The following is a 21133-nucleotide window of genomic DNA, read 5'->3' on the forward strand; positions in this document are numbered from 1 at the left end:
CAATTTGTGTCAAATTTACTTCTCATTATATAATCTTTTTCGTAGACTTAAATTTAATAATAGGAGGTATTATGATGACAGTTGAATTAAACATGATTCAAACACTTGCCATTGCCATTGGCGCGTATTTTTTAGGTAGTTTTTTAAAGAGTAAAATATCTATTCTAGAAAAATTCTGTATTCCTTCTCCAGTTATCGGAGGATTAGTATTCGCAATTTTTACTTTAATTCTTAGACAAACAAATGTTGCAGTTGTAAAACTAGACACTACTCTTCAAGATCCATTTATGCTAGTATTCTTTACTACAATAGGTCTTGGAGCAAGTTTTAAAATGATTAAAGCAGGCGGAAAGAAAGTTATATTATTTTTTATCGCTGCTATAACTTTAGTTATTTTACAAGATATCTTGGGAGTAACAATTTCTAAAGCAATTGGTACTAATCCTTTACTTGGTCTTATAGCTGGTTCTGTAACCATGACAGGCGGACACGGTACTGGTGCTACTTGGGGGGCATTGTTTGAAAACAATTACGGTCTAGTAGGAGCTAGTACTATTGCTATGGCATCTGCTACTTTTGGTCTTATTTGCGGTAGCTTAATTGGAGGTCCAATCGGTAGAAGATTAATAATGAAAAATAAACTTCAAGGTCCTAATGCAAATCTTAACACAGCTAAGGCTGAAGCTGCAGTTGATGTAGCTATGGAAGATGCAAATGAAACTATAGATACCAAATCTCTATTTAATACATTATCTATAATATTTATAGCTATGGGACTTGGTACAATCCTTGAAAGTGTATTTACTAAAGTAGGTATAACATTACCTTCTTACATAGATGCAATGATAATTGCTTGTATCATTGTAAACGTTGGCGAAAAAACAGGCAAATTTAAAATCAATAAAAAATGTACTGACACTCTTGGTACAATAGGCTTGAATGTTTTCTTATCAATGGCTCTTATAAGTTTAAGACTTTGGGAACTTCAAGAAGTGGCTGGTCCATTAATAATATTATTAATAGCCCAAGCAATATTAATGGGTCTTTTCTCTTATTTCATAACATACAAGCTTATGGGAAGAGATTACGATGCAGCTATAATTTCAGCTGGACATTGTGGTTTTGGTATGGGAGCTACTCCAAATGCCATGGCTAATATGGATGCTGTAACTTCAAAATTCGGACCATCACCTACAGCTTACTTTGTTTTACCTGTTGTTGGAGCATTCTTAATCGACTTCTCCAACTCATTAATAATAACATTATTTACAAATATTCTTTAGAATATACCATTAAAATTACTACCATTTTAAAATTCACCAAAATGACTATGACAAATATGCCATAGTCATTTTAATTTTGTAGCTAATTATCTTATAGTAGCTTTTATTGTACATTTATTACATATCATCATTGATTATTTTCCACATTTTATTTATTATTTCCTAGGAAATCTATTTATTTTCTAGTTCATAATATTTCTTAACAGCTTTCGCTATACTTTCTGCAATTTTTTGTTGATATGCCTCATCTTTAAGAAGTTGTTCCTCTTGGGGATTTGATAAAAAACCACATTCAACAATTACAGCTGGCCCTTGATATTTGTCCCTAAGGATCTTATAGTGCTCTCCAGCGGCCTTAGGAAGCCTTTTATTACTACTATCTAAGTTTTCTTTAAAACTGTTTTGAATAGCCTCAGCTAAAATTTTGCTTTTTTCATAAGTTGAATACCATACTTGAGCTCCTTTAGGCTTTGAATCTGTATACATATTTAAGTGAATACTTATAAACATATCACATTTTGTCTCTTCTTTTAACTCGCATCTTCTAGTTAAATCAGATATCTTAAATTTACTTGTTTTAATTTTTTCACTTTTAAGATTCACATCATCTTCTCTTGTAAGAAATACTTTGTATCCATTATCTTCTAATATCTGTCTTAATTTTTTGCTTATAGATAAATTAATATCTTTTTCACTTGTTCCATTTTTCGATTTAGCTCCACCGTCTTTTCCACCATGTCCTGGATCTATCAAAATACACTTTTGATTTTCATCAGCTTTTACTGAAATCATATTTATTGGAAACACTACCAAAAACGCCATTATAATTATTAAAATATTTTTCTTGCATAAATGCATATTCATGTTTTATCCTCCTTAACTACTCTTAAACTCATGAAAGTAGTTTATCCACATGTTCAAAAAAATATAAGGAGCGTCAGTTTAAACTGACACTCCTTAAAATCTATACAGCGTTATTTAATACACTTTCTGCAATGTTAGTAGCATGATCTCCTATTCTCTCAAAGTTACTTATAAGATCTAAGAATACCGCTCCTGATATTGCATTACATTGTCCATCATTCAATCTCTTAATATGGTGAGATCTCAATTCTTTTTCTAGTATATCTATTCTTTCTTCAAGCTTTCTAACTGTTTCTGCTTTCTTAATATTTGATGATTCATAGCTTTCTATAGCTGCAGTTAATGAATCTAATGTGTAATTGTACATATCCATTAACTCCTGCTGAGCATCCTCACTATAAGAAAATCTCTTTGAAATCTTTTCCGAAGCTAGTTCTACTATATTCTTAGCATGGTCTCCTACTCTCTCTATATCATTTATAATATGAAAAGTAGATGCTACTATTCCTTTTTCCTTATCAGATAGATCTGTTTTTGCAAGTTTTACTAAGTAGTTTGTTATTTCATGTTCTAGAGTATTTATAATTTGTTCATTGTTATAAACCTTAGTTATAAGCTCATCGTCATTAGTCATAAAAGCAGTTACTGAAAGTTCAAGATTTTCTTTTGCTTTATTTGCCATTCTTATAGTCTCTTTTATAACCTGACCACTAGCTATAACAGGCGTCTCTAAAAATCTATCATCTATGTATGTTGCTCCAACTTTTTCAACTTCATCTTCGCCTGGTAGTATTTTATTTACTACATCTATTAATATTTTTATTAATGGTATCATTATTATTGTATTTGTTATATTAAAGATAGTATGTGCATTTGCAATTTGTCTCTTAACATCTCCAGGACTCATAGATTCTACTATATTTATCAATATTCCCATAAGAGGTATAAAGATAATAGTTCCTAGCACATTAAATATAAGATGTATAAGCGCTGCTTTCCTTGCAGTTTTATTTGTTCCTATACTTGATAATAAAGCAGTTACGCAAGTTCCTATATTACATCCGAAGATAACAGGAAGTGCTACCTTCATAGTTATAGAACCTGTAGTTGCTAAAGCTACTATTATACTAGTAGTTGCAGATGAGCTCTGCAATACTGCAGTCATAGCAAGTCCTGCTAAAAGACCAAGCGCCCAATTATTCCCTATAGCTATAATAAATTCTTTAAATAAAGGTGACTCAGCTATTGGCTTCATAGCACTAGACATTATTCCCATACCCATGAAAAGTATACCGAATCCAAGTATTATGTTTCCAATCTCTTTACGTTTTTTAGCTTTGGAGAACATAACTATTGCAACTCCTAAAGCTACAAATATAGGTGCTATTCCATCTAGCTTAAATGAAATTAATTGTGCTGTTATTGTAGTACCAATATTTGCTCCCATTATAATTCCAGCAGCTTGATATAAATTCATAAGTCCAGCATTAACAAAACCTACTACCATAACAGTTGTAGCACTACTACTTTGTATAACAGCAGTTACTATAGCTCCGATTAATACAGCCATTATTGGATTTGAAGTTACTTTTTCTAAGAGAGACTTTAAACTGTCTCCAGCTGCATTTTCTAATCCATCTCCCATTAACTTCATTCCATAAAGAAATAAACCTAATCCCCCAATTAATCCTATTATCATATCCAAATTATCCAAAATATATTCCTCCACAATATTTTCTATTACCCAAAAAACATATTATATTATTTCTTAACATATGTTAAGATATTTTTCAGTTTTTTAACCTAAACTTAATATAAGTCTTAAGAAAAAGGTCATATGTTCTAATATATAGTATATATATATGTTTATTTTACCTACAAATACGAATTTTTATTTAAATTTTGCAAAGATATTTTTTATTTTATTTTAATTTTTTAACAGACCTAGATTTAGTTTTGTAATTCTAAAATATAATACAAAAAATAAACGAGAAATTTAAAATTTCCCGTTGAAAAATAATAATTTATATAACTTACTCTTATAGCTTCTAGCTTACTATATCTTTCTTACAATATTGCCAAAATCCTATGGCAGCTCCCGCTATAGCGTAAAATATTCCTATGCCAATTAAATCCCATTTGATTTCAGCTTTCGATAATATATCAGCCGCATCAGAATATGCAAAAGGAGTTACATATTTCAGCCACTGTGCCTTATCACTTATATTTAATATTATATTTAAGAAATATCCTAAAGATGCTATACCTATCCCTATTCCATTGCCACCTCTTTTTATATAGGACGATATGCCATAACATATAAAAGCTAACTCACATTGCATTATAAACTGAGCTAAATGAAATAATAAAAATTCTTTCGTAGCAATTTCTTCACCGATGAATTTAAATGATATCGCTGAAAGTCCTATGCATATGGCGTTAAAAACCACTATAATCGTTAAGACTGCCAAAAGTTTTTCTGATACAATCCTTTTACGACTTACTCCATGAGTTAGAAGAAACTCTGCAGTGTGACCGCTCTCTTCTTTTGATAGCATTGATATGCCTACCATAGCTGCAAAAAAAGCTCCTCCTATACCTAGTATATTTCCACATTCAATCCCATAAAAGCCCATTACAGTTCCAAAATTAAGTTTATCCATTCCAAAGGCTTCTGAAAAACTTCCCATGGAACTGTACATCTTATTTATGTCTTCCATCTGACTCTGCATTTGAGGATACAGCATCATACATGTCACCATAAGTAGTCCAACACTAAGGCTCCATATTATAAGCATCTTTCTATTTTGCTTTATCTCATGACTAAATATTGTCATTTGCTTCACCTCCGGTTTTGTAGATATCCATAAATATTGTTTCTAAATCTGGCTCTGTTATAGTCATATCCTTTATATCTAATCCGCTTAAAGCTGAAATTAGATTCTTAATTTCCCCGTCATATATGAAACTTACTGAATCACCACTTATTTCTGCCTTTTTAATTTCTTTAATATCTGGAAGGTGTGTGATTCCATGAATATTTACTTGTTTTGTAGCCTTTCCTATAAATGATTCTACAGAATCTTGAACAATAAGACGACCTTCTCTTATTATAGCAGCTTTAGTGCAGTAATGCTGTATCTCTGATAGTATGTGAGATGATAAAAATATAGTAGCTCCTTCTTTTTGCCTTTCCTTAAGCAAAGAAAAGAACTCCTTTTGCATAAGCGGATCAAGTCCACTTGTGGGTTCATCTAAAATATAAAGCTTAGGTTTGTGCTGAAGAGCACATATTATAGATACCTTTTTCCTATTTCCTAGTGAAAGTTCTTCAACCCTTTTCTTTAAATCCAGCTGAAGTCTGTCACATAATATTTTAACCTCTTTAGTACAATTTTCATTTCGAAGTCTTGCTGAAAAATTTATTATTTCTTCTACTTTCATACCATTGTAAAACATAGCCTCTGAAGGCATATATCCAACTTCTCGTAGAATTTTATCTCTAAATTTTAAAGAATCCATACCAAAAACCTCTGCTGTCCCTAAAGTAGGTTTTATAAGACCTAAAATCGTACGAATAGTTGTGCTCTTTCCTGCTCCATTCGGTCCTATAAACCCAAAAAAATCATTTTTCTCTACATTTAAATTCAGCTTTATAACTCCTCTTGATTTACCATACTTTTTAGTAAGATTCCTTACCTCAATAACATTACTCATCTATCACATCTCCTATATTATTTTTATAGCTTGACAGCATCTTATTTAATTCAAAAGTATCTTTCTTATAAAATATTTCTATGAAGAAATATAACATTATAAAATAGCTCAACATAACTGCATCATAAATCAAAGCTACATAATATGGAGTTTTAATAAACCAATGAAAAATATACTGACATATTATCATCATGAATACTGGTCCTACTATCCATAGTACTATTCTTATTTTATACTCTCTCTTTTTATAAATTTTCTCTCTTAAAAAGAGGCACTTTTGAAACCATGAAATAGCATAACCGAGCAAAAACATTTGGAATATCACAGTAAATGGGACTGAGTTAATCCCCAATATCCATAATAAAAATCCATATATAAATATCAATGAAATTCCATGCACACAAGAAAATATTTCAACATCTGCTTCAGTTTTTATATATCTTTTAAGCTTATCCATCATTTCTTCTCCATTCTCTAAATATTCACAAACTATCTTCATGGATATCTCCTTCCTCTTTGATTTTATTATATATATCTTCTAAAATTCTCTCAATATAAAAACAGGTAAGGTGCACTTTTTATATTTTAAGTTGCAGTCTTACCTGTTATTACTAATTTTATCTTGAAAATTTATCTTATTTACTCACAATTATTTTTTCTACTTTCGCATCCCAGTCCTCTACGTTGTGAAAGAATGGATCTACAAAATCATAAGTTCCTATTATATTATTATCTTTCAAAATATCCTTCATCTTATTAAAGCACTTATCTGCTCCCCCGCCTCCATGACAAGCAAAAAGTATAATATCTTTCCCTCTAATTTTACATGTATTTAAAAAAGTATTTATTGGAGGAGTAAACTTTCCTGCCCATATAGGAGTTCCTATAAATATCCTATCATAACTCTCAATATCTATAGGTGTATTTTTAAGCTTAGGTTTTTCTCCAAACATCACACTTTTTCCACCCCAGAAAAATTTGCTTATCTTTCCTGTAGGATAGTCTTTATCTGGTACAAGTTTAATCATATCACCTTGAGTCTTTTCTGCAATTTTCTTTGCTATAAACTCAGTGTTTCCCTCTAAAGAATAATAAATTACTGCAGTTTTCATATTCCTCACATCTCCTTAATCTATTTAAGTATTTTCAATCTGTATTATTAAATTTCTACCTTTAAAACTCCAATATTCCCCATGGGAAGCAATTGATCAACTGATCCATTTAAAAATACATAACATCCACCATTAGCTCTATCAGGCAAATCCACAAAACTATTAATCATCATTACAGGGCATTTGATACCCTTAACTCTCTCTTGATATTCATATAACGCTTCACTATTCCACTGTTCTATAGAATAATCTATATATAATGGCCATAACATAATATCAGCGCTTATTTCATCTATTTTCTCTAGAAGATCATCATGCCATAAGTCTCCACATATAGCAGTTACAAACAGCTTACTATTCAGTATAAAACTATGAAAACCTGTTCCCTCTTTATATTCTTCTGTGGCTATCGCTTCTTTCCATCCTTTTGATACTCTCTTAAATATATCAATTATATCACCATTCGAATCTATTACCATATTGCTACTATATATATTTTTCTCATACTTTTCTATAAAGCCAAATGATAATGCTGTTTTGTAATCTCTAGCTAACTTTCTTAATTCCTTTATTACCTCATCATCCTTACTAAAAGCTCTTTTATAATCTTTCTCATAGGTCCAACATAAACCTTCAAATCCTTGCAAAAAAGATTCTCCAAAACATAATAAATCTACGTCTCTATTTTCTCTTACATATCTCTTTATCTCATTTACATTAAATTCTATATCATTATCTCTATTTTTTGATGATACCAATCCAATTTTCATAATACTATTCTCCTATGGTATTAAGAGTTTCTCCTGTAAGCCTATAAATAGTCCATCCATTCATCGACACAGCTCCTAATGATAAATAAAAATCTATACTTGGCTTATTCCAATCAAGGCATGACCACTCAAGCCTTCCACATCCTCTTTCTACAGTTATCTGTGCCAGTTTCTTTAAAATAGCTTTTCCATATCCACGCCCTCGATATTCCGGTAAAACAACTAAATCTTCTAGATAGATTCCAGCTCTTCCTAGAAATGTTGAAAAGTTATGAAAAAACAGAGCCATACCTACTTCTTTCCCATCTGCTACAGCTAAAAGTACTTCTGCTCTTTTCTTTTCAAAAATCCACTCTTTTAATAATTCCTCTGTAGCAACCACTTCATTCTCCAGCTTCTCATAGGTGGCTAACTGCTTTATAAAATTTAGAATTGTAGCTACATCTTTCTCTTCTGCGCTTCTAAATTCTAATTCCGTAGTCATATTTATTGTCCCCCTTTTAAGTTAATTCTTAAGTCTATATAAAAGTTATCTCTATTCTAAACCTTACCTACAGCTACCATATAAACTGTAAACTCTTCATTTCCAATGCCTAGCATTTTATCACACATATCTTGATTATAACAGCCTATGGCACATACGCCACACTCCATTGCCGTAGCACCTAAATATAAGTTTTGGCATACATGTCCTGCATCAAGTAAAGCATATTTTGCTGCCTTATTTAAATATCTCCATTCTGAGCGGTATGGTATAACACTCCATATAATTGATACTGGTGCAGTGCCGAAAAATTCCTGACCATAGGTTGCTCTCGTAAGTTGTTCCTCCATGTTCTCAATATCCCTTAAGAAAATAAGGCTATGAGTAGATACATGGTAAGTATACAATCCTCTTTCTAATCCCTCTACATTTTTTACAAATATATACGTTTCAAAAGGATGCATTGCACCTGCACTAGGTACATTTCTCAATCTCAAATTATTTTCATACCCTTGACTAATCCACAATAAATAAGATAATTCATCCACAGATATGGATTCTTTACTAAATCTTCTGTGACTTCTTCGATTCTCAATTATCCTTTGAAAATCATTATTACAAATGACATTCTCAAAATCCATTTTCAATTCTATTTGTGTCTTTCCTTCATAGACTTTCTCCATATCAGGAACAGATACCCCCTTATTTTGATCAGAATCCATGGCATAGTCCATCCATTCCTCTTCTGGTATATAGCCCTTCATCATTTTATGAAGCTCACCAATCAGCTTTTTATACCTATCCTCATCTCCAACATAACGGTTAAAGAACTCATCCTTTGTTATCATGTAGCATACATCATCGTATACACTGCCATCATAGATTTTTGTTGATTCTTTTTTTATTCCTGTATAGCGGAACCCTATTTTTTCAATGACTCGTTTTGACTGATTATTAAAAGGAAAATGATATACTGAAATTTGCGTAATTCCTTCTTCATCAAACATATATCTCATAGCTGCAATAGCTGCTTCTTTTATAAGTCCTTGTCCCCAATATGCTTCCCCAAGAACATAACCTAGAGTCTTTTCATAATGAACTTCAGCTTTATGCATGCCCAAAGAACCAATAACTTTGTTAGTTTCCTTTAAAACTATAGCCCACGTCTCATCTTGTTCTATAAACATCTTCAGTATACCTTTAGTCTCCTCCAAATTCTCATGAGGTTTCCATCCTGCTCTTGGTCCAACATTACTACTCTTTGCATACTCATAGACATCCTCTGCATCTTCTTCTCTCCATCTACGAAGTAGTAGCCTATTAGTTTCTAATGTCTTCATTTTTCTCCCCCTTTTCTTATGGTTATTTACGAATCAGTAATAAATTCACATTATAAGTTAATTATATCTTATAGATTTTTCTCATTAATTCTTAATTTTAAAGACCTATCAGATAATTTGCCACTTGTGTCTTACTTGCTTATATTTTCTAATAATGAACTATATCAACTTTATTAGTTAGATGAAATCTCCATTGTTTTTACTATTTCAGAAATCTGTGATTTCATTTTAATATAATTTTGATATTCAATATTATCATTAGGAAAACCCACATCTGTTGTTCCCCCCACTCTATATCTATTTCCATTTATATGAAATATTATATCTCTTCCTATTGAGTCATATATTTCTCCATCAATAGGATTATCATTTGAATCTAACTTAACAATTGCAAAAAGTAAAGCTTTTTTATTAGATTCCTTAGAAATGTAATAAGAATATATTGAATCATTCTCTTCTTTAAATATACATCTATTTCTCCAATAATTAGGTAATTTTAAGGATATCCTCAATTTTTCATTATTATATGTGTAATAACTAGGAATAAATATTTTAAATAAAAATATTATCATAATAATTACTAAAGATAATAAAACAATCTTTTTAATTATTTTTTTATTCATATATTCCCCCCATTTCATTAATAAGTTGATTTACTAATATATAAATACTAACATAAATATCTATATATTAGTAAATTAGCTTTGGAAATTATTATATATTTAATATAAACTTTTAAAAAATATAATATATGTTGTTTTTTTACATACTTTACATTTTGACTCATTTTAATTTATAAGTTATAATTATGAAAATAAGGAGGTACTATATATGAAAAATATAGGAATTTATTTTGATTTCTCAAATCTTGTAGACAATCCACTACTTACAATTCTTAATCCAATTTCATGTGAGCTTTACAATTGGGAAATTTTTTCTAATGATATTCATCTAATAGGTAACGACGGTAAATTAGTAAATGATTTACTTTTTAACAATATACATTTTATTGACGGAGAAACTTTTTATTCTACTATAAAAAATTCAGATTATTATCTAATTTTCGCTGGATTCAATGCTTTCCCTAAAGATAAAACATATGAACATGTTGGTAAGTATGATAAATTTTTAAATAGCAATTGTGAAATAGTAATAGATATATATGATTCTGTATATACTACTATATTATGTAAAAACGCTATATTATTAGAAGAAATATATAAAAACGCTATAAAAAATAATTTTTCTAAGGTCCGTTATTTAACAGATGATGATATTAGAAGCAATCCTTATGCTGTATATGCTTAAATTTATAAAAGATGAAAATATAGGAGTTTATTTTGATTTTTCAAATCTTATAGGTAATCCAATACTTACAATTCTTAATCCAATTTCGTATGAACTTTACAATTTAGAATTTTTTTAATGTCCATTATTTAACACATGATGATATTAGGAACAATCCTTTTAGCATATTTGATTAAATAAATTTTATAATCCAATTAATGCTCTCCAAGTATTTCTTCCAACAATACCATCTGCACTAAGATTATTATCTTCTTGAAATCTCATTACAGCATTCTTAGTTTCATATCCATAAATTCCATCTGATCCATAAGAAATACTATAGCCTAGACTTATTAACCTTTGTTGAAGAAGTTTTGTTATATTTCCACTAGCACCATGTTTGATTAATGGGCACCCATCTAATGTATTAGGTCCTGGATACCCATCCACTTTTTGATTGGAATATCCTTGATTATTGCACTCTTGTTGCAAATTCTCTACCCAAGTACTTTTCCCTATTAGTAATGACTTAAATTTACTCTCATTTTATATAAAAAAATCCCACAAACACTGAGTTTGTGGGATTTGTATAACTCCAAATACTATCTCTTTGAGAACTGTGGAGCTCTTCTAGCCTTTTTAAGACCGTATTTCTTTCTTTCCTTCATTCTTGGGTCTCTAGTTAAGAAACCAGCTTTCTTTAATTCTGGTCTTAAGCTTTCGTCAGCTTTTAATAAAGCTCTAGCTATTCCGTGTCTTATAGCTCCTGCTTGACCTGTGAATCCACCACCATTAACATTAACTATAACGTCAAATTTGTCCTTAGTTCCTGTTAAAACTAATGGTTGATTAACTACAACTCTTAAAGTTTCTAATCCAAGATAATTTTCTATATCTCTCTTATTTATTGTTACTTTACCTTCTCCTGGTACAAGTATTACTCTAGCGATAGATTTCTTTCTTCTACCAGTTCCCATATATTGAACCTTAGCCATCTCAATTCCTCCTCTCAGCTACTAGTACTTTAACTCAAGTACTTCTGGATTCTGTGCTGCGTGATTGTGCTCAGCGCCTCTATAAACCTTAAGCTTCTTAAGCATTTTTCTTCCTAAAACTCCTGTTGGAAGCATTCTTCTTACAGCCTCTTCAAATACGAACTCAGGCTTCTTGTCTAATGCTACTCTGTAAGAAGTCTCTTTTAATCCACCTGGATAGAAAGAGTGATGTCTTAACATTTTTTGGTCTAATTTCTTTCCAGTTAAAACTACCTTCTCAGCGTTTATTATTATTACGAAGTCTCCTGTGTCAACATTTGGTGTAAATGTTGGCTTATGTTTTCCTCTTAATATTGATGCAACTTGGCTAGCAACTCTTCCTAGTGGCTTTCCTGCTGCGTCAACTACATACCATTTTCTTTCAACCTCTTGTGGTTTAGCAATGTATGATTTCATGTTTTTCCCTCCCTGAACTATACATTAAGTTTTTTTCGTCAGTATCCATTTATGTTAAGATTCAAAATCTCGTGAATCTATTACACGATGACACACTTATCAAACAAAACTATTATATTACATCTAGCCGGGCGTGTCAACATATTCTTAGCATTTTAATAAAATACTTTTTTAAGTATCAATCCTTGTGGCGGCGCTACTTTCTTAGTGTATGTTCTATTTTTTGATTCTATGGCTTTTAATACTATTTCGGGATTCTTCTTCCCTCTTCCTATTTCTATTAGAAGCCCTACCATTATTCTAACCATATTGTATAAAAATCCATCACCTGTGGCATATATTTTTATCATATCCCCTTGATTCTCTATATGTACATCGTAAAGAGTTCTTATAGAAGATGTAGTTGAGCTTCCTTGAGTCTTAAAAGCTTCAAAGTCATGAGTCCCTAAAAAGTATGTGCATGCTTTCTTCATGGCTTCTAAATCAAGTTTTTCTCTAACTCTATAGGAGTAATTCCTATAAAGAACACTTGGCTCTTCTTTATTTAATATGGTATAGCAATAAGTCTTCTGTTTTGTGTAATATCTAGCGTGGAATTCTAAATCCACTTCTTCTGAATTGGTGATACATATATCTTTCGGCAAAGCATTGTTTAAAGGAAACATAAACTTTTCTCCAGGAATTGTGCTCTCTGTATAAAAATTTACTATATAGTTCTCTGCATGTACTCCTGAATCAGTTCTGCTACACCCTATAGTCTTAACATCTTCACCAGTAACTCGCTTTATGGCTTTTAAAAGTTCTCCTTCTACAGTCAAAGCGTTATTTTGTTTCTGCCAGCCAGCATAATTAGTACCGTCATACTCCAATGTTAGCTTAACATTTTTCATCTTTTCACCTTCAACTTTTATCTTAATTTAAACTACGTATTTTATTCCTATTGAAGCTATTGCAAACACTGCAAATAGAATAAATGCAACAGTATCTCTAGTTTCCATTTTTAAAATCTTCATTCTAGTTCTTCCTTCTCCGCCTCTATAGCATCTCGCTTCCATAGCATTTGCAAGTTCATCTGCTCTTCTAAAGGAAGATATAAATAGTGGTACTAAAAGAGGTATAAGGCTCTTTGCCTTTTGTATAATTCCACCACTTTCAAAATCTGCTCCTCTTGCCATTTGAGCCTTCATTATCTTATCAGTTTCATCCATTAAAGTTGGTATGAATCTTAATGCTATAGTCATCATCATAGCTAACTCATGCGCAGGAAGACCTATCTTTTTAAATGGATTTAGTAGCTTCTCTATACCGTCTGTAAGCTCTATAGGTGATGTTGTAAGTGTAAGAAGTGATGTACCTGATATAAGGAATATAAGTCTTAATATCATAAATCCTGCTGTTCTAAGCCCTTCTCTATAAACCTCCAAAAATCCCCACTTATATATCAAAGTCTCACCTTTTATCATAAAAACGTTCAATATAGCGGTAATCAAAACTAGTACAAATATAGCTTTTAGCCCCTTAAACAGATATTTAGGAGACAATTTTGAAACATATAATATTGCACCAATAAATAATACTACAAATAAATATCCCCAAAAACTTTTGATTAAAAAGATATCTACAATAAATAGTATAGATATAAGTATCTTTGTTCTTGGATCTAATTTATGTATAAAGGAATCTCCCGGAACGTATTGTCCTATTGTTATATCCTTTATCATTTTTCTCTTCCTCCGTCCTAATCAAACTTTGGCTAGAACCTATTCTTAATTTAGTATTTTAAGAATAGCTTTCTTAGCATCCTCTACTGTAAATATATCATCATTTATGTTAAAACCTCTATTCCTCAGTTCTCTCACTAAATAAGTAATCTGAGGTGCAGCAAGACCTATATTCTCTAATGTATCAATTTCTTTAAATACCTCATAAGGCTTTCCATCAAGAACACATTTTCCCTTATTCATTACAAGAATTCTATCTGCAACTCGTGCTACGTCCTCCATGCTGTGGGAAACCAAAATTATTGTCATATTGTATTCATCATGAAGTTTCTTGATTTGGCCTAATATCTCATCTCTTCCTTTTGGATCTAATCCAGCTGTAGGTTCATCTAATATAAGCACTTTTGGTTCCATAGCTACAACTCCAGCTATAGCTACTCTTCTCTTTTGACCTCCGCTTAATTCAAATGGAGATTTATCTTTGTAAGTTTCAAAGTCTAATCCAACCATTTTCATGGCTTTCTTTACTCTTACTGAGATTTCCTCATCAGAAAGACCTAAATTTCTAGGACCAAATTCAATATCCTTTTCTATTGTTTCCTCAAATAATTGATACTCAGGATATTGAAATACGATACCAACTTTTTTTCTAACATCACTTAGTTTTATTTCTTTATTAGTTATATTTTTATCATCAACAATAATCTCTCCACTGGTTGGCTTAAGAAGCCCATTCATATGTTGTATTAATGTGGATTTTCCTGAACCAGTATGACCTATAAGTGCAACAAACTGTCCATCATTAATCTCTAGAGAAACATCGTCTAACGCCTTTTTCTCAAAAGGTGATCCTGGCATATATACATGTGTTAAGTTACTTATTTTAATTGACATAATGCATTCACCATCTCATTTATAGTTAATATTTTTTCACTGACATCAATACCACTTTTCTTTAATTCATAGGCTAGCTCTGTTACCTGTGGTACGTCTAGTCCTATTTTCTTCATTTCCCTTACTTTAGAAAACACATCTCTAGGTTTTCCTTCCATAAGTACTTTTCCATCATCCATAACTATTATTCTATCAGCTTCTACAGCCTCTTCCATATAGTGAGTAATAAGGACTATAGTTATCCCATATTCTTTATTCAGCTCTTTTATAGTCTTTATAACTTCTTTTCTTCCTGAAGGGTCTAGCATTGCTGTAGGTTCATCTAATACAATGCATTTTGGTCTCATAGCAAGTATTCCTGCTATAGCCACCCTTTGCTTTTGCCCACCAGATAAAAGATGTGGAGCGTGCCTTCTATACTCATACATTCCTACTTTCTTTAGACTGCTGTCCACTCTTTGTCTTATCTCTTTAGGGTCAACCCCTAAATTTTCTGGTCCAAAAGCAACGTCCTCTTCAACTATAGTTGCAACAAGCTGGTTATCAGGATTCTGAAACACCATACCTGCGCTACTTCTTATATTCCAAAGATTATCGCTATCTTTCGAATCCATTCCATTTATATAAATAGTTCCACTGCTTGGTAAAAGAAGTGCGTTCATTAGTTTTGCTATAGTAGACTTTCCTGATCCGTTATGACCTAGTATAACTAAAAACTCACCTCGATCTACATTAAGATTTACCCCATTAACAGCGAACTTTTCCTCATTTTCATCTTCATGAAAGTATTTATATGTTAAATTTTCACTTTTAATCATAGTATCCATTAGGATTTCCTCCAAAAATTATCCAAATGTGTAGTGAATATCGTCATAGTGTAAAGCCTTTATGAAAGCTTATTTTACCTATGTTCTAGAAAAATTTCATTACCTTTCCTATTATAAATAATATTCCATTTTAATTCAAGTTAAGCGGTATAAATAACCGTTTAAATTTTTATAATTTTTTATAATTTTATATATATATATTAAAATAGGGACTAAGTCTTAAACTTAATCCCTGATGTAAAAGAATTTATTATACTAATTCAAGTATAACTACTTCTGCTCCGTCGCCTCTTCTTGGACCTACTTTGTACATTCTAGTATATCCACCGTTTCTTTCAGCATACTTTGGAGCAACTTCATCAAATAATCTCTTAACAACTGCTTCTTCAGTTACGAAAGAAAGCACTTGTCTTCTTGAGTGAAGATCTCCTGCTTTTGCAAGAGTTATCATTTTTTCAGCTAATCTTCTTGTTTCCTTAGCTCTAGTTTCAGTAGTCTCTATTTTACCGTTCTTTAAGAAGCTAGTAACAAGGTTTCTTAACATAGCTATTCTTTGATCAGTTGGGCGTCCTAATTTACGTTGTACTGCCATAGATTTACCTCCTTACTCATCGTTTAGTCTTAAGCCTAAGCCTAATTCTTTAAGTTTTCTTTCCACTTCTTCAAGGGATTTCTTACCTAAATTTCTTACCTTCATCATGTCATCCATAGATCTTTGAGCAAGCTCCTGAACTGTATTTATACCAGCTCTCTTTAAACAGTTGTAAGATCTTACTGATAAATCAAGTTCTTCTATGGTCATTTCTAAGGCTTTTTCTTTCTTATCTTCCTCTTTTTCGATCATTATCTCAACATCGTTAGCATGATCTGTAAGAGTCATGAATAGTTTGAAATGCTCTATAAGTATTTTAGCTGATAAACTGATAGCTTCTTCAGTCTTAATAGTTCCATTAGTCCAAATTTCTAATATCAATTTGTCATAATCACTAATTTGACCTACTCTTGTGTTTTCTACAGTAAAGTTTACCCTCTTTACTGGAGTGTATATAGAATCTACAGCTATTGATGATATTGGAAGATCATCTGTCTTATTTCTAGTTTGGCTTACATAGCCTCTACCATTATTAATAGTAATCTCCATATATAGCTTACCATCTGTATCTAGAGTAGCTATATGTAGGTCCTTATTAATAACCTCAATATCTCCATCTGTCTTTATATCAGCACCAGTAACCTCTCCTGGTCCTTGAGCATCAATATAAATAGTCTTTGGACCTTCTCCTGTCATTGTAAGAGCTAAAGCTTTAATGTTTAAGATTATCTCTGTAACATCTTCCTTAACACCTTGAACAGTTGAAAGTTCATGTAAAACCCCATCTATTTTTACAGAAGTTGCTGCAACACCTGGCAATGAGGAAAGCAATATTCTTCTTAAAGCATTTCCTAATGTTATACCATAACCCCTCTCAAGAGGTTCTACAACAAATTTACCATAGCTTCCGTCTTCGCTAACTTCTACACATTCTATTTTTGGCTTTTCTATTTCTAACATCTACAAACCCTCCTTATATTTAAACTGGCATATTATTTTATGAGGGCAACTGATTTCATATAATTATGGTAGAAATAAACTTCTACCACAATTATTTTAAAAGCTATTATCTGCTGTATAACTCGACGATTAATGTCTCGTTTATTGGAGAATCTATGTCTTCTCTAGCAGGTTGTGCTACTACTTTACCTTCAAAGTTTTCAACGTTAGCTTCTAACCACTTTGGTAAAGTCTTTGGATTCTCAGCAAATACCTTGAATTTTTCAGTAGCTCTGCTTTTCTCACAAACACTTATAACATCGTTGACATTTACATTGTAAGAAGCGATATCAACCTTCTTACCATTTACTAAGAAATGTCCGTGTGTTACTAATTGTCTAGCTTCTGATCTTGATGCACCATATCCTAGTCTGTAAACAACATTATCAAGTCTCATTTCTAAAAGTCTTAATAAGTTTTCACCAGTGATTCCTCTTTGCTTATCAGCTTTTTCATAGTAGCATCTGAATTGCTTTTCAAGAACACCATATATTCTTCTAGCTTTTTGTTTTTCTCTTAACTGCATTCCGTAGTTAGATACTTTCTTTCTGTTTTGTCCGTGTTGTCCTGGCGCATAGCTTCTTCTAGCAAATGCACATTTATCTGTATAACATCTATCACCTTTTAAGAACAACTTCATACCTTCTCTTCTGCAAAGTTTGCAGCTTGCTCCAGTATATCTTGCCATTAAATTACACCTCCTGTTAACTAAAAATTAAACTCTTCTTCTCTTTGGTGGTCTACATCCGTTATGTGGTATTGGAGTTACGTCCTTTATTAGAGTAACTTCTAGACCTGCTGCTTGTAGAGATCTGATTGCTGCTTCTCTTCCTGCTCCTGGTCCTTTTACATATACCTCAACACTCTTTAAACCGTGTTCCATAGCTGCTTTAGCTGATGTTTCAGCTGCCATTTGTGCAGCAAATGGAGTACTTTTTCTTGATCCTCTGAATCCCAATGCTCCCGCACTAGACCATGATAAAGCATTTCCTGCTGCATCAGTTAAAGTAACTATTGAGTTATTGAAAGTTGACTTTATGTGTGCTGCACCGTGCTCAACATTCTTTCTCTCTTTTCTTCTTCTGGTCTTTTTAACCTTTTGAGCTGCCATTGTCTTACCTCCTAACTATTACTTCTTCTTACCTGCTATAGTCTTCTTAGGACCTTTTCTAGTTCTAGCATTAGTCTTAGTTCTTTGTCCTCTTACTGGAAGACCTCTTCTATGTCTCATACCTCTGTAACATCCGATTTCTACTAATCTCTTGATATTAAGAGCTACTTCTCTTCTAAGATCACCTTCAACTTTAAGGTTCTTTACGTAATCTCTTATAGCATTAACTTCTTCTTCACTTAAATCCTTAACTCTAACGTCTGGATTTACTCCAGTAGCTTCAAGAATTTTTCTAGAAGTAGGTAATCCTATTCCAAATATATATGTTAGACCTATTTCTACTCTTTTTTCTTTTGGTAGGTCTACGCCTGCTATTCTTGCCATTAAAATTTACACCTCCTGGTAATTGAAATGTCTTGTTTAACTTTATCTAGTGGTTTTAATGAATTTATTTCAAATCTTAGGTCAATAGAGCGTAGCGGTTACTCTATTGTCAGCCTTACCTAAAATCTACTAACGGTTATATCTTTTTTTATATTAGCCTTGTTTTTGCTTGTGCTTTGGGTTTTCACAGATAACCATTACTTTTCCTTTTCTTCTTATAACCTTGCACTTTTCGCAAATAGGCTTAACTGACGGTCTTACTTTCATGGCTAACCCTCCTTATTACTTCGCTCTCCAAGTAATTCTTCCACGAGTCAAATCATATGGAGAAAGCTCCACAGTAACTTTATCTCCTGGTAGAATCCTTATGAAGTTCATTCTTAACTTACCTGATATGTGAGCTAATATTTTATGCCCACTTTCAAGTTCTACTTGAAACATTGCATTAGGTAGAGCTTCTAAAACTATACCTTGCATTTCTATAACATCATCTTTAGACATAAGGTAATCAAACCTCCTTAAACAATGCCTTCTAAAAACTTTTTTATCATAACATCTAAGATTCGTTTATTAGACATTATGTATTCTCTTATATCTGTTGCCAAAACATCAGTCATTTTTAAATGTTTTAGTTTTTTCTTTTTAGGCTTTTCTATTGTTTTTAACCTTCCGTCAGCAAGTAATACATAGTTATCATCTATTTGCTCTATGACAATGTAGTAATCACCTGTGTCTCTGCCTGCTTTAGAAATTACAACTTTACCTAACAAGTCATTGTCTTGCAAATTTTTCACCTCAATGATTACCTTAGTCATAAATTAACTCAGCTTTAGCCGATATGAATTTATAACTAAGCATCGCTAAACTTGGGTTTTTATTTTATTAATGTTAAAATCTCAGGACCATTTGGTAAAATAGCAACAGTATTCTCATAATGAGCTGAGAGACTTCCATCTGTAGTTACTACAGTCCATCCATCTCTTTTAGTCCTTACGTAATGCTGACCTTTGTTTACCATCGGTTCAATTGCTAATACCATTCCTTCGACTATTTTTGGTCCCCTACAAGGTCTACCAAAGTTAGGAACTGCAGGATCTTCATGAAGACTCCTTCCTATTCCATGACCCACATAATCTCTTACAACAGAATATCCATGAGTCTCAACAAAAGTCTGGATTTCATGACCTATATCGGTTATCCTATTTCCTATTATAGCCTTTTCTACACCTTTAAAAAAACTTTCTTCAGTAACTTTTACAAGTTGCTTAGCATCATTTGAGACCTTTCCAACTAGGAAGGTCCTTGCGGCATCTCCATGAAACCCATTAAAGCAAGCTCCACAATCAATACTGATTATGTCTCCTTCTTTTAAGATTACGTCATTACTTGGGATGCCATGAACCACAGTTTCATTAATAGATGCACATATTGACCCTGGAAAACCTCCATATCCCTTAAAGGACGGCCTTGCTCCCTGCTTAGTTATAAATTCTTCTGCTAATCTATCTATCTCTGCGGAAGTCATACCTGGTGATATAACCTCTTCAAGTTTTAAAAGAGTTTCGCCGACTATATGTCCTGCGGCTCTCATGCACTCAATTTCATGATTATTTTTTAATATAATCATTACTTATCGCTTCCTAGAATATTGCAGATACTTTCAAAAACTTCATTGATTGCCTTAGTACCATCTACAGTCTTTAAGAGTCCTTCAGCATCATAATAGTTTATTAAAGGTTGAGTTTGGCTATCATAAACATCCAATCTCTCTTTTACAGTTGCTTCTGTATCATCTTTTCTTTGGACTACATCATTACCACATACATCGCACTTTCCATCAACAGATGGTGGATTGAATTTTATATGATAACTTGCTCCACATGATGTGCACACTCTTCTTCCAGTCATTCTTTCAAGAATGAAGTTTTGAGGTACATCTATTAAAAGTGCTACATCAAGATCTGTTCCATTTTCCTTTAAAAATTCTTTTAATGCTTCAGCCTGAGCTACTGTTCTTGGAAATCCATCTAGTAAAAATCCATTTTCGCAGAACTCTTGGCTTAAAGTATCTTTAACTAAATCTATAGTTAATGAATCTGGTACTAAGTGACCTTTGTCAATATATCCCTTAGCTTCTATTCCTAAAGGTGTTTTTTCAGAAATATTCTTTCTAAAAATATCACCTGTAGATATATGCGGTATAGAATATTTATTGCTAATTGACTTAGCTTGCGTTCCTTTTCCTGCTCCTGGAGGACCTAATAAAACTATTCTCATTTTGCATCATCTCCATTATA

30 protein-coding genes are annotated in these 21133 nt (G+C 32.0%); 3 read left to right on the top strand and 27 right to left on the bottom strand.

Annotated elements, in window-relative coordinates; translation table 11 throughout:
• Positions 1 to 74: 74 nt before the first annotated feature.
• Positions 75 to 1283 carry a sodium/glutamate symporter gene (gene gltS / locus KQH81_RS15330; protein WP_027637809.1) on the top strand — a complete coding sequence of 403 codons (1209 nt, stop codon included), beginning with the start codon at positions 75 to 77 and terminating at the stop codon, positions 1281 to 1283.
• A gap of 171 nt (positions 1284 to 1454) precedes the next feature.
• On the opposite strand, the gene cwlD is transcribed toward gltS, so the two are convergent.
• The 10 genes from cwlD to KQH81_RS15380 form a co-directional block, all read right to left on the bottom strand.
• Positions 1455 to 2141: an N-acetylmuramoyl-L-alanine amidase CwlD gene (cwlD, locus tag KQH81_RS15335; protein ID WP_027637810.1), complete on the bottom strand. Its 687-nt coding sequence runs from the start codon at positions 2139 to 2141 to the stop codon at positions 1455 to 1457.
• A 106-nt stretch (positions 2142 to 2247) separates the two neighbouring features.
• The gene (locus KQH81_RS15340) at positions 2248 to 3861 is read right to left on the bottom strand and encodes a Na/Pi cotransporter family protein (RefSeq protein WP_230028474.1); all 1614 of its coding nucleotides are present in this window, start codon (positions 3859 to 3861) and stop codon (positions 2248 to 2250) included.
• 334 nt (positions 3862 to 4195) lie between these two features.
• Positions 4196 to 4984, bottom strand: a complete 789-nt coding sequence (locus KQH81_RS15345; RefSeq protein WP_099336072.1) for an ABC transporter permease subunit — start codon at positions 4982 to 4984, stop codon at positions 4196 to 4198.
• Positions 4971 to 5864 (bottom strand): ABC transporter ATP-binding protein, encoded by an 894-nt coding sequence (locus KQH81_RS15350; RefSeq protein ID WP_230028476.1) that lies wholly within the window; start codon positions 5862 to 5864, stop codon positions 4971 to 4973. Before KQH81_RS15350 ends, KQH81_RS15345 begins: the two co-directional genes overlap by 14 nt.
• Complete coding sequence (locus tag KQH81_RS15355; protein WP_027637814.1) at positions 5857 to 6363, bottom strand: hypothetical protein; 507 nt, start codon at positions 6361 to 6363, stop codon at positions 5857 to 5859. Before KQH81_RS15355 ends, KQH81_RS15350 begins: the two co-directional genes overlap by 8 nt.
• Before the next feature lie 136 nt (positions 6364 to 6499).
• Positions 6500 to 6976 (bottom strand): flavodoxin family protein, encoded by a 477-nt coding sequence (locus KQH81_RS15360; protein WP_027637815.1) that lies wholly within the window; start codon positions 6974 to 6976, stop codon positions 6500 to 6502.
• 47 nt (positions 6977 to 7023) lie between these two features.
• Complete coding sequence (locus KQH81_RS15365; RefSeq protein WP_099336071.1) at positions 7024 to 7746, bottom strand: carbon-nitrogen hydrolase family protein; 723 nt, start codon at positions 7744 to 7746, stop codon at positions 7024 to 7026.
• 4 nt (positions 7747 to 7750) lie between these two features.
• A complete protein-coding gene (locus KQH81_RS15370) occupies positions 7751 to 8230 on the bottom strand; it encodes a GNAT family N-acetyltransferase (protein WP_230028477.1) in 480 nt (159 codons plus the stop codon).
• Positions 8231 to 8286: 56 nt separating this feature from the next.
• Complete coding sequence (locus tag KQH81_RS15375) at positions 8287 to 9570, bottom strand: GNAT family N-acetyltransferase (RefSeq protein ID WP_230028478.1); 1284 nt, start codon at positions 9568 to 9570, stop codon at positions 8287 to 8289.
• Between the two features lie 173 nt (positions 9571 to 9743).
• Positions 9744 to 10193 (bottom strand): hypothetical protein, encoded by a 450-nt coding sequence (locus tag KQH81_RS15380; protein WP_074845164.1) that lies wholly within the window; start codon positions 10191 to 10193, stop codon positions 9744 to 9746.
• A gap of 208 nt (positions 10194 to 10401) precedes the next feature.
• Here KQH81_RS15380 and KQH81_RS15385 point away from each other — a divergent pair, with 208 nt between their 5' ends.
• Together KQH81_RS15385 and KQH81_RS17655 are read left to right on the top strand one after the other, a co-directional pair.
• Positions 10402 to 10878, top strand: a complete 477-nt coding sequence (locus KQH81_RS15385) for a DUF2691 family protein (RefSeq protein ID WP_099336068.1) — start codon at positions 10402 to 10404, stop codon at positions 10876 to 10878.
• Positions 10871 to 10996 carry a hypothetical protein gene (locus KQH81_RS17655; RefSeq protein ID WP_268254211.1) on the top strand — a complete coding sequence of 42 codons (126 nt, stop codon included), beginning with the start codon at positions 10871 to 10873 and terminating at the stop codon, positions 10994 to 10996. Before KQH81_RS15385 ends, KQH81_RS17655 begins: the two co-directional genes overlap by 8 nt.
• Before the next feature lie 65 nt (positions 10997 to 11061).
• Here KQH81_RS17655 and KQH81_RS15390 read toward each other — a convergent pair whose 3' ends face one another.
• The 17 genes from KQH81_RS15390 to KQH81_RS15470 form a co-directional block, all read right to left on the bottom strand.
• Positions 11062 to 11349, bottom strand: coding sequence for a peptidoglycan-binding domain-containing protein (locus KQH81_RS15390; protein WP_027637819.1), 288 nt, complete (start codon positions 11347 to 11349; stop codon positions 11062 to 11064).
• A 110-nt stretch (positions 11350 to 11459) separates the two neighbouring features.
• Complete coding sequence (gene rpsI, locus KQH81_RS15395; RefSeq protein ID WP_027637820.1) at positions 11460 to 11852, bottom strand: 30S ribosomal protein S9; 393 nt, start codon at positions 11850 to 11852, stop codon at positions 11460 to 11462.
• A gap of 21 nt (positions 11853 to 11873) precedes the next feature.
• Positions 11874 to 12308 (bottom strand): 50S ribosomal protein L13, encoded by a 435-nt coding sequence (gene rplM / locus KQH81_RS15400; protein WP_027637821.1) that lies wholly within the window; start codon positions 12306 to 12308, stop codon positions 11874 to 11876.
• A 155-nt stretch (positions 12309 to 12463) separates the two neighbouring features.
• Positions 12464 to 13198 carry a tRNA pseudouridine(38-40) synthase TruA gene (gene truA / locus KQH81_RS15405; RefSeq protein ID WP_027637822.1) on the bottom strand — a complete coding sequence of 245 codons (735 nt, stop codon included), beginning with the start codon at positions 13196 to 13198 and terminating at the stop codon, positions 12464 to 12466.
• A 27-nt stretch (positions 13199 to 13225) separates the two neighbouring features.
• Complete coding sequence (locus KQH81_RS15410; RefSeq protein ID WP_022788120.1) at positions 13226 to 14029, bottom strand: energy-coupling factor transporter transmembrane component T family protein; 804 nt, start codon at positions 14027 to 14029, stop codon at positions 13226 to 13228.
• 45 nt (positions 14030 to 14074) lie between these two features.
• Positions 14075 to 14923 (bottom strand): energy-coupling factor transporter ATPase, encoded by an 849-nt coding sequence (locus tag KQH81_RS15415; protein ID WP_074845155.1) that lies wholly within the window; start codon positions 14921 to 14923, stop codon positions 14075 to 14077.
• A complete protein-coding gene (locus KQH81_RS15420) occupies positions 14908 to 15741 on the bottom strand; it encodes an energy-coupling factor transporter ATPase (protein WP_407647353.1) in 834 nt (277 codons plus the stop codon). The genes KQH81_RS15415 and KQH81_RS15420 overlap by 16 nt, the downstream gene beginning before the upstream one ends.
• 259 nt (positions 15742 to 16000) lie before the next feature.
• Positions 16001 to 16342, bottom strand: coding sequence for a 50S ribosomal protein L17 (rplQ, locus tag KQH81_RS15425; RefSeq protein WP_027637825.1), 342 nt, complete (start codon positions 16340 to 16342; stop codon positions 16001 to 16003).
• A 12-nt stretch (positions 16343 to 16354) separates the two neighbouring features.
• Positions 16355 to 17302, bottom strand: a complete 948-nt coding sequence (locus KQH81_RS15430; RefSeq protein WP_027637826.1) for a DNA-directed RNA polymerase subunit alpha — start codon at positions 17300 to 17302, stop codon at positions 16355 to 16357.
• Between the two features lie 106 nt (positions 17303 to 17408).
• On the bottom strand, positions 17409 to 18029 hold the full coding sequence (rpsD, locus tag KQH81_RS15435) for a 30S ribosomal protein S4 (RefSeq protein WP_027637827.1): 621 nt from the start codon (positions 18027 to 18029) through the stop codon (positions 17409 to 17411).
• A gap of 27 nt (positions 18030 to 18056) precedes the next feature.
• Entirely contained in the window at positions 18057 to 18452 is a 396-nt protein-coding gene (rpsK, locus tag KQH81_RS15440; RefSeq protein WP_027637828.1) for a 30S ribosomal protein S11, read from the bottom strand.
• Between the two features lie 18 nt (positions 18453 to 18470).
• Positions 18471 to 18836: a 30S ribosomal protein S13 gene (gene rpsM / locus KQH81_RS15445; protein ID WP_027637829.1), complete on the bottom strand. Its 366-nt coding sequence runs from the start codon at positions 18834 to 18836 to the stop codon at positions 18471 to 18473.
• A gap of 153 nt (positions 18837 to 18989) precedes the next feature.
• Positions 18990 to 19103, bottom strand: coding sequence for a 50S ribosomal protein L36 (gene rpmJ, locus KQH81_RS15450; RefSeq protein ID WP_003156543.1), 114 nt, complete (start codon positions 19101 to 19103; stop codon positions 18990 to 18992).
• A gap of 15 nt (positions 19104 to 19118) precedes the next feature.
• On the bottom strand, positions 19119 to 19337 hold the full coding sequence (gene infA / locus KQH81_RS15455) for a translation initiation factor IF-1 (protein ID WP_027637830.1): 219 nt from the start codon (positions 19335 to 19337) through the stop codon (positions 19119 to 19121).
• Between the two features lie 17 nt (positions 19338 to 19354).
• Entirely contained in the window at positions 19355 to 19651 is a 297-nt protein-coding gene (locus KQH81_RS15460; protein WP_074845153.1) for a KOW domain-containing protein, read from the bottom strand.
• Positions 19652 to 19710: 59 nt separating this feature from the next.
• Positions 19711 to 20463 carry a type I methionyl aminopeptidase gene (map, locus tag KQH81_RS15465; RefSeq protein WP_027637832.1) on the bottom strand — a complete coding sequence of 251 codons (753 nt, stop codon included), beginning with the start codon at positions 20461 to 20463 and terminating at the stop codon, positions 19711 to 19713.
• On the bottom strand, positions 20463 to 21113 hold the full coding sequence (locus KQH81_RS15470) for an adenylate kinase (RefSeq protein WP_230028479.1): 651 nt from the start codon (positions 21111 to 21113) through the stop codon (positions 20463 to 20465). Before KQH81_RS15470 ends, map begins: the two co-directional genes overlap by 1 nt.
• Positions 21114 to 21133 lie beyond the last annotated feature (20 nt).

The organism is Clostridium cadaveris (assembly GCF_020911725.1).
Lineage (GTDB): Bacteria > Bacillota > Clostridia > Clostridiales > Clostridiaceae > Clostridium_X > Clostridium_X cadaveris.

What these genes read in the sequence shown, in the direction of transcription:
- KQH81_RS15375 (WP_230028478.1), bottom strand. Translation starts at nt 9,570, where the DNA reads ATGAAGACATTAGAAACTAATAGGCTACTACTTCGTAGATGGAGAGAA.
- KQH81_RS15430 (WP_027637826.1), bottom strand. Translation starts at nt 17,302, where the DNA reads ATGTTAGAAATAGAAAAGCCAAAAATAGAATGTGTAGAAGTTAGCGAA.
- KQH81_RS15470 (WP_230028479.1), bottom strand. Translation starts at nt 21,113, where the DNA reads ATGAGAATAGTTTTATTAGGTCCTCCAGGAGCAGGAAAAGGAACGCAA.
- truA (WP_027637822.1), bottom strand. Translation starts at nt 13,198, where the DNA reads ATGAAAAATGTTAAGCTAACATTGGAGTATGACGGTACTAATTATGCT.
- rplM (WP_027637821.1), bottom strand. Translation starts at nt 12,308, where the DNA reads ATGAAATCATACATTGCTAAACCACAAGAGGTTGAAAGAAAATGGTAT.
- KQH81_RS15350 (WP_230028476.1), bottom strand. Translation starts at nt 5,864, where the DNA reads ATGAGTAATGTTATTGAGGTAAGGAATCTTACTAAAAAGTATGGTAAA.
- KQH81_RS17655 (WP_268254211.1), top strand. Translation starts at nt 10,871, where the DNA reads ATGCTTAAATTTATAAAAGATGAAAATATAGGAGTTTATTTTGATTTT.
- cwlD (WP_027637810.1), bottom strand. Translation starts at nt 2,141, where the DNA reads ATGCATTTATGCAAGAAAAATATTTTAATAATTATAATGGCGTTTTTG.
- KQH81_RS15365 (WP_099336071.1), bottom strand. Translation starts at nt 7,746, where the DNA reads ATGAAAATTGGATTGGTATCATCAAAAAATAGAGATAATGATATAGAA.
- KQH81_RS15385 (WP_099336068.1), top strand. Translation starts at nt 10,402, where the DNA reads ATGAAAAATATAGGAATTTATTTTGATTTCTCAAATCTTGTAGACAAT.
- KQH81_RS15345 (WP_099336072.1), bottom strand. Translation starts at nt 4,984, where the DNA reads ATGACAATATTTAGTCATGAGATAAAGCAAAATAGAAAGATGCTTATA.
- map (WP_027637832.1), bottom strand. Translation starts at nt 20,463, where the DNA reads ATGATTATATTAAAAAATAATCATGAAATTGAGTGCATGAGAGCCGCA.
- rplQ (WP_027637825.1), bottom strand. Translation starts at nt 16,342, where the DNA reads ATGGCAGTACAACGTAAATTAGGACGCCCAACTGATCAAAGAATAGCT.
- KQH81_RS15415 (WP_074845155.1), bottom strand. Translation starts at nt 14,923, where the DNA reads ATGTCAATTAAAATAAGTAACTTAACACATGTATATATGCCAGGATCA.
- rpsK (WP_027637828.1), bottom strand. Translation starts at nt 18,452, where the DNA reads ATGGCAGCTCAAAAGGTTAAAAAGACCAGAAGAAGAAAAGAGAGAAAG.
- KQH81_RS15420 (WP_407647353.1), bottom strand. Translation starts at nt 15,741, where the DNA reads ATGATTAAAAGTGAAAATTTAACATATAAATACTTTCATGAAGATGAA.
- rpsD (WP_027637827.1), bottom strand. Translation starts at nt 18,029, where the DNA reads ATGGCAAGATATACTGGAGCAAGCTGCAAACTTTGCAGAAGAGAAGGT.
- KQH81_RS15360 (WP_027637815.1), bottom strand. Translation starts at nt 6,976, where the DNA reads ATGAAAACTGCAGTAATTTATTATTCTTTAGAGGGAAACACTGAGTTT.
- KQH81_RS15460 (WP_074845153.1), bottom strand. Translation starts at nt 19,651, where the DNA reads ATGACTAAGGTAATCATTGAGGTGAAAAATTTGCAAGACAATGACTTG.
- KQH81_RS15370 (WP_230028477.1), bottom strand. Translation starts at nt 8,230, where the DNA reads ATGACTACGGAATTAGAATTTAGAAGCGCAGAAGAGAAAGATGTAGCT.
- infA (WP_027637830.1), bottom strand. Translation starts at nt 19,337, where the DNA reads ATGTCTAAAGATGATGTTATAGAAATGCAAGGTATAGTTTTAGAAGCT.
- KQH81_RS15410 (WP_022788120.1), bottom strand. Translation starts at nt 14,029, where the DNA reads ATGATAAAGGATATAACAATAGGACAATACGTTCCGGGAGATTCCTTT.
- KQH81_RS15355 (WP_027637814.1), bottom strand. Translation starts at nt 6,363, where the DNA reads ATGAAGATAGTTTGTGAATATTTAGAGAATGGAGAAGAAATGATGGAT.
- KQH81_RS15380 (WP_074845164.1), bottom strand. Translation starts at nt 10,193, where the DNA reads ATGAATAAAAAAATAATTAAAAAGATTGTTTTATTATCTTTAGTAATT.
- rpsI (WP_027637820.1), bottom strand. Translation starts at nt 11,852, where the DNA reads ATGGCTAAGGTTCAATATATGGGAACTGGTAGAAGAAAGAAATCTATC.
- rpsM (WP_027637829.1), bottom strand. Translation starts at nt 18,836, where the DNA reads ATGGCAAGAATAGCAGGCGTAGACCTACCAAAAGAAAAAAGAGTAGAA.
- gltS (WP_027637809.1), top strand. Translation starts at nt 75, where the DNA reads ATGACAGTTGAATTAAACATGATTCAAACACTTGCCATTGCCATTGGC.
- rpmJ (WP_003156543.1), bottom strand. Translation starts at nt 19,103, where the DNA reads ATGAAAGTAAGACCGTCAGTTAAGCCTATTTGCGAAAAGTGCAAGGTT.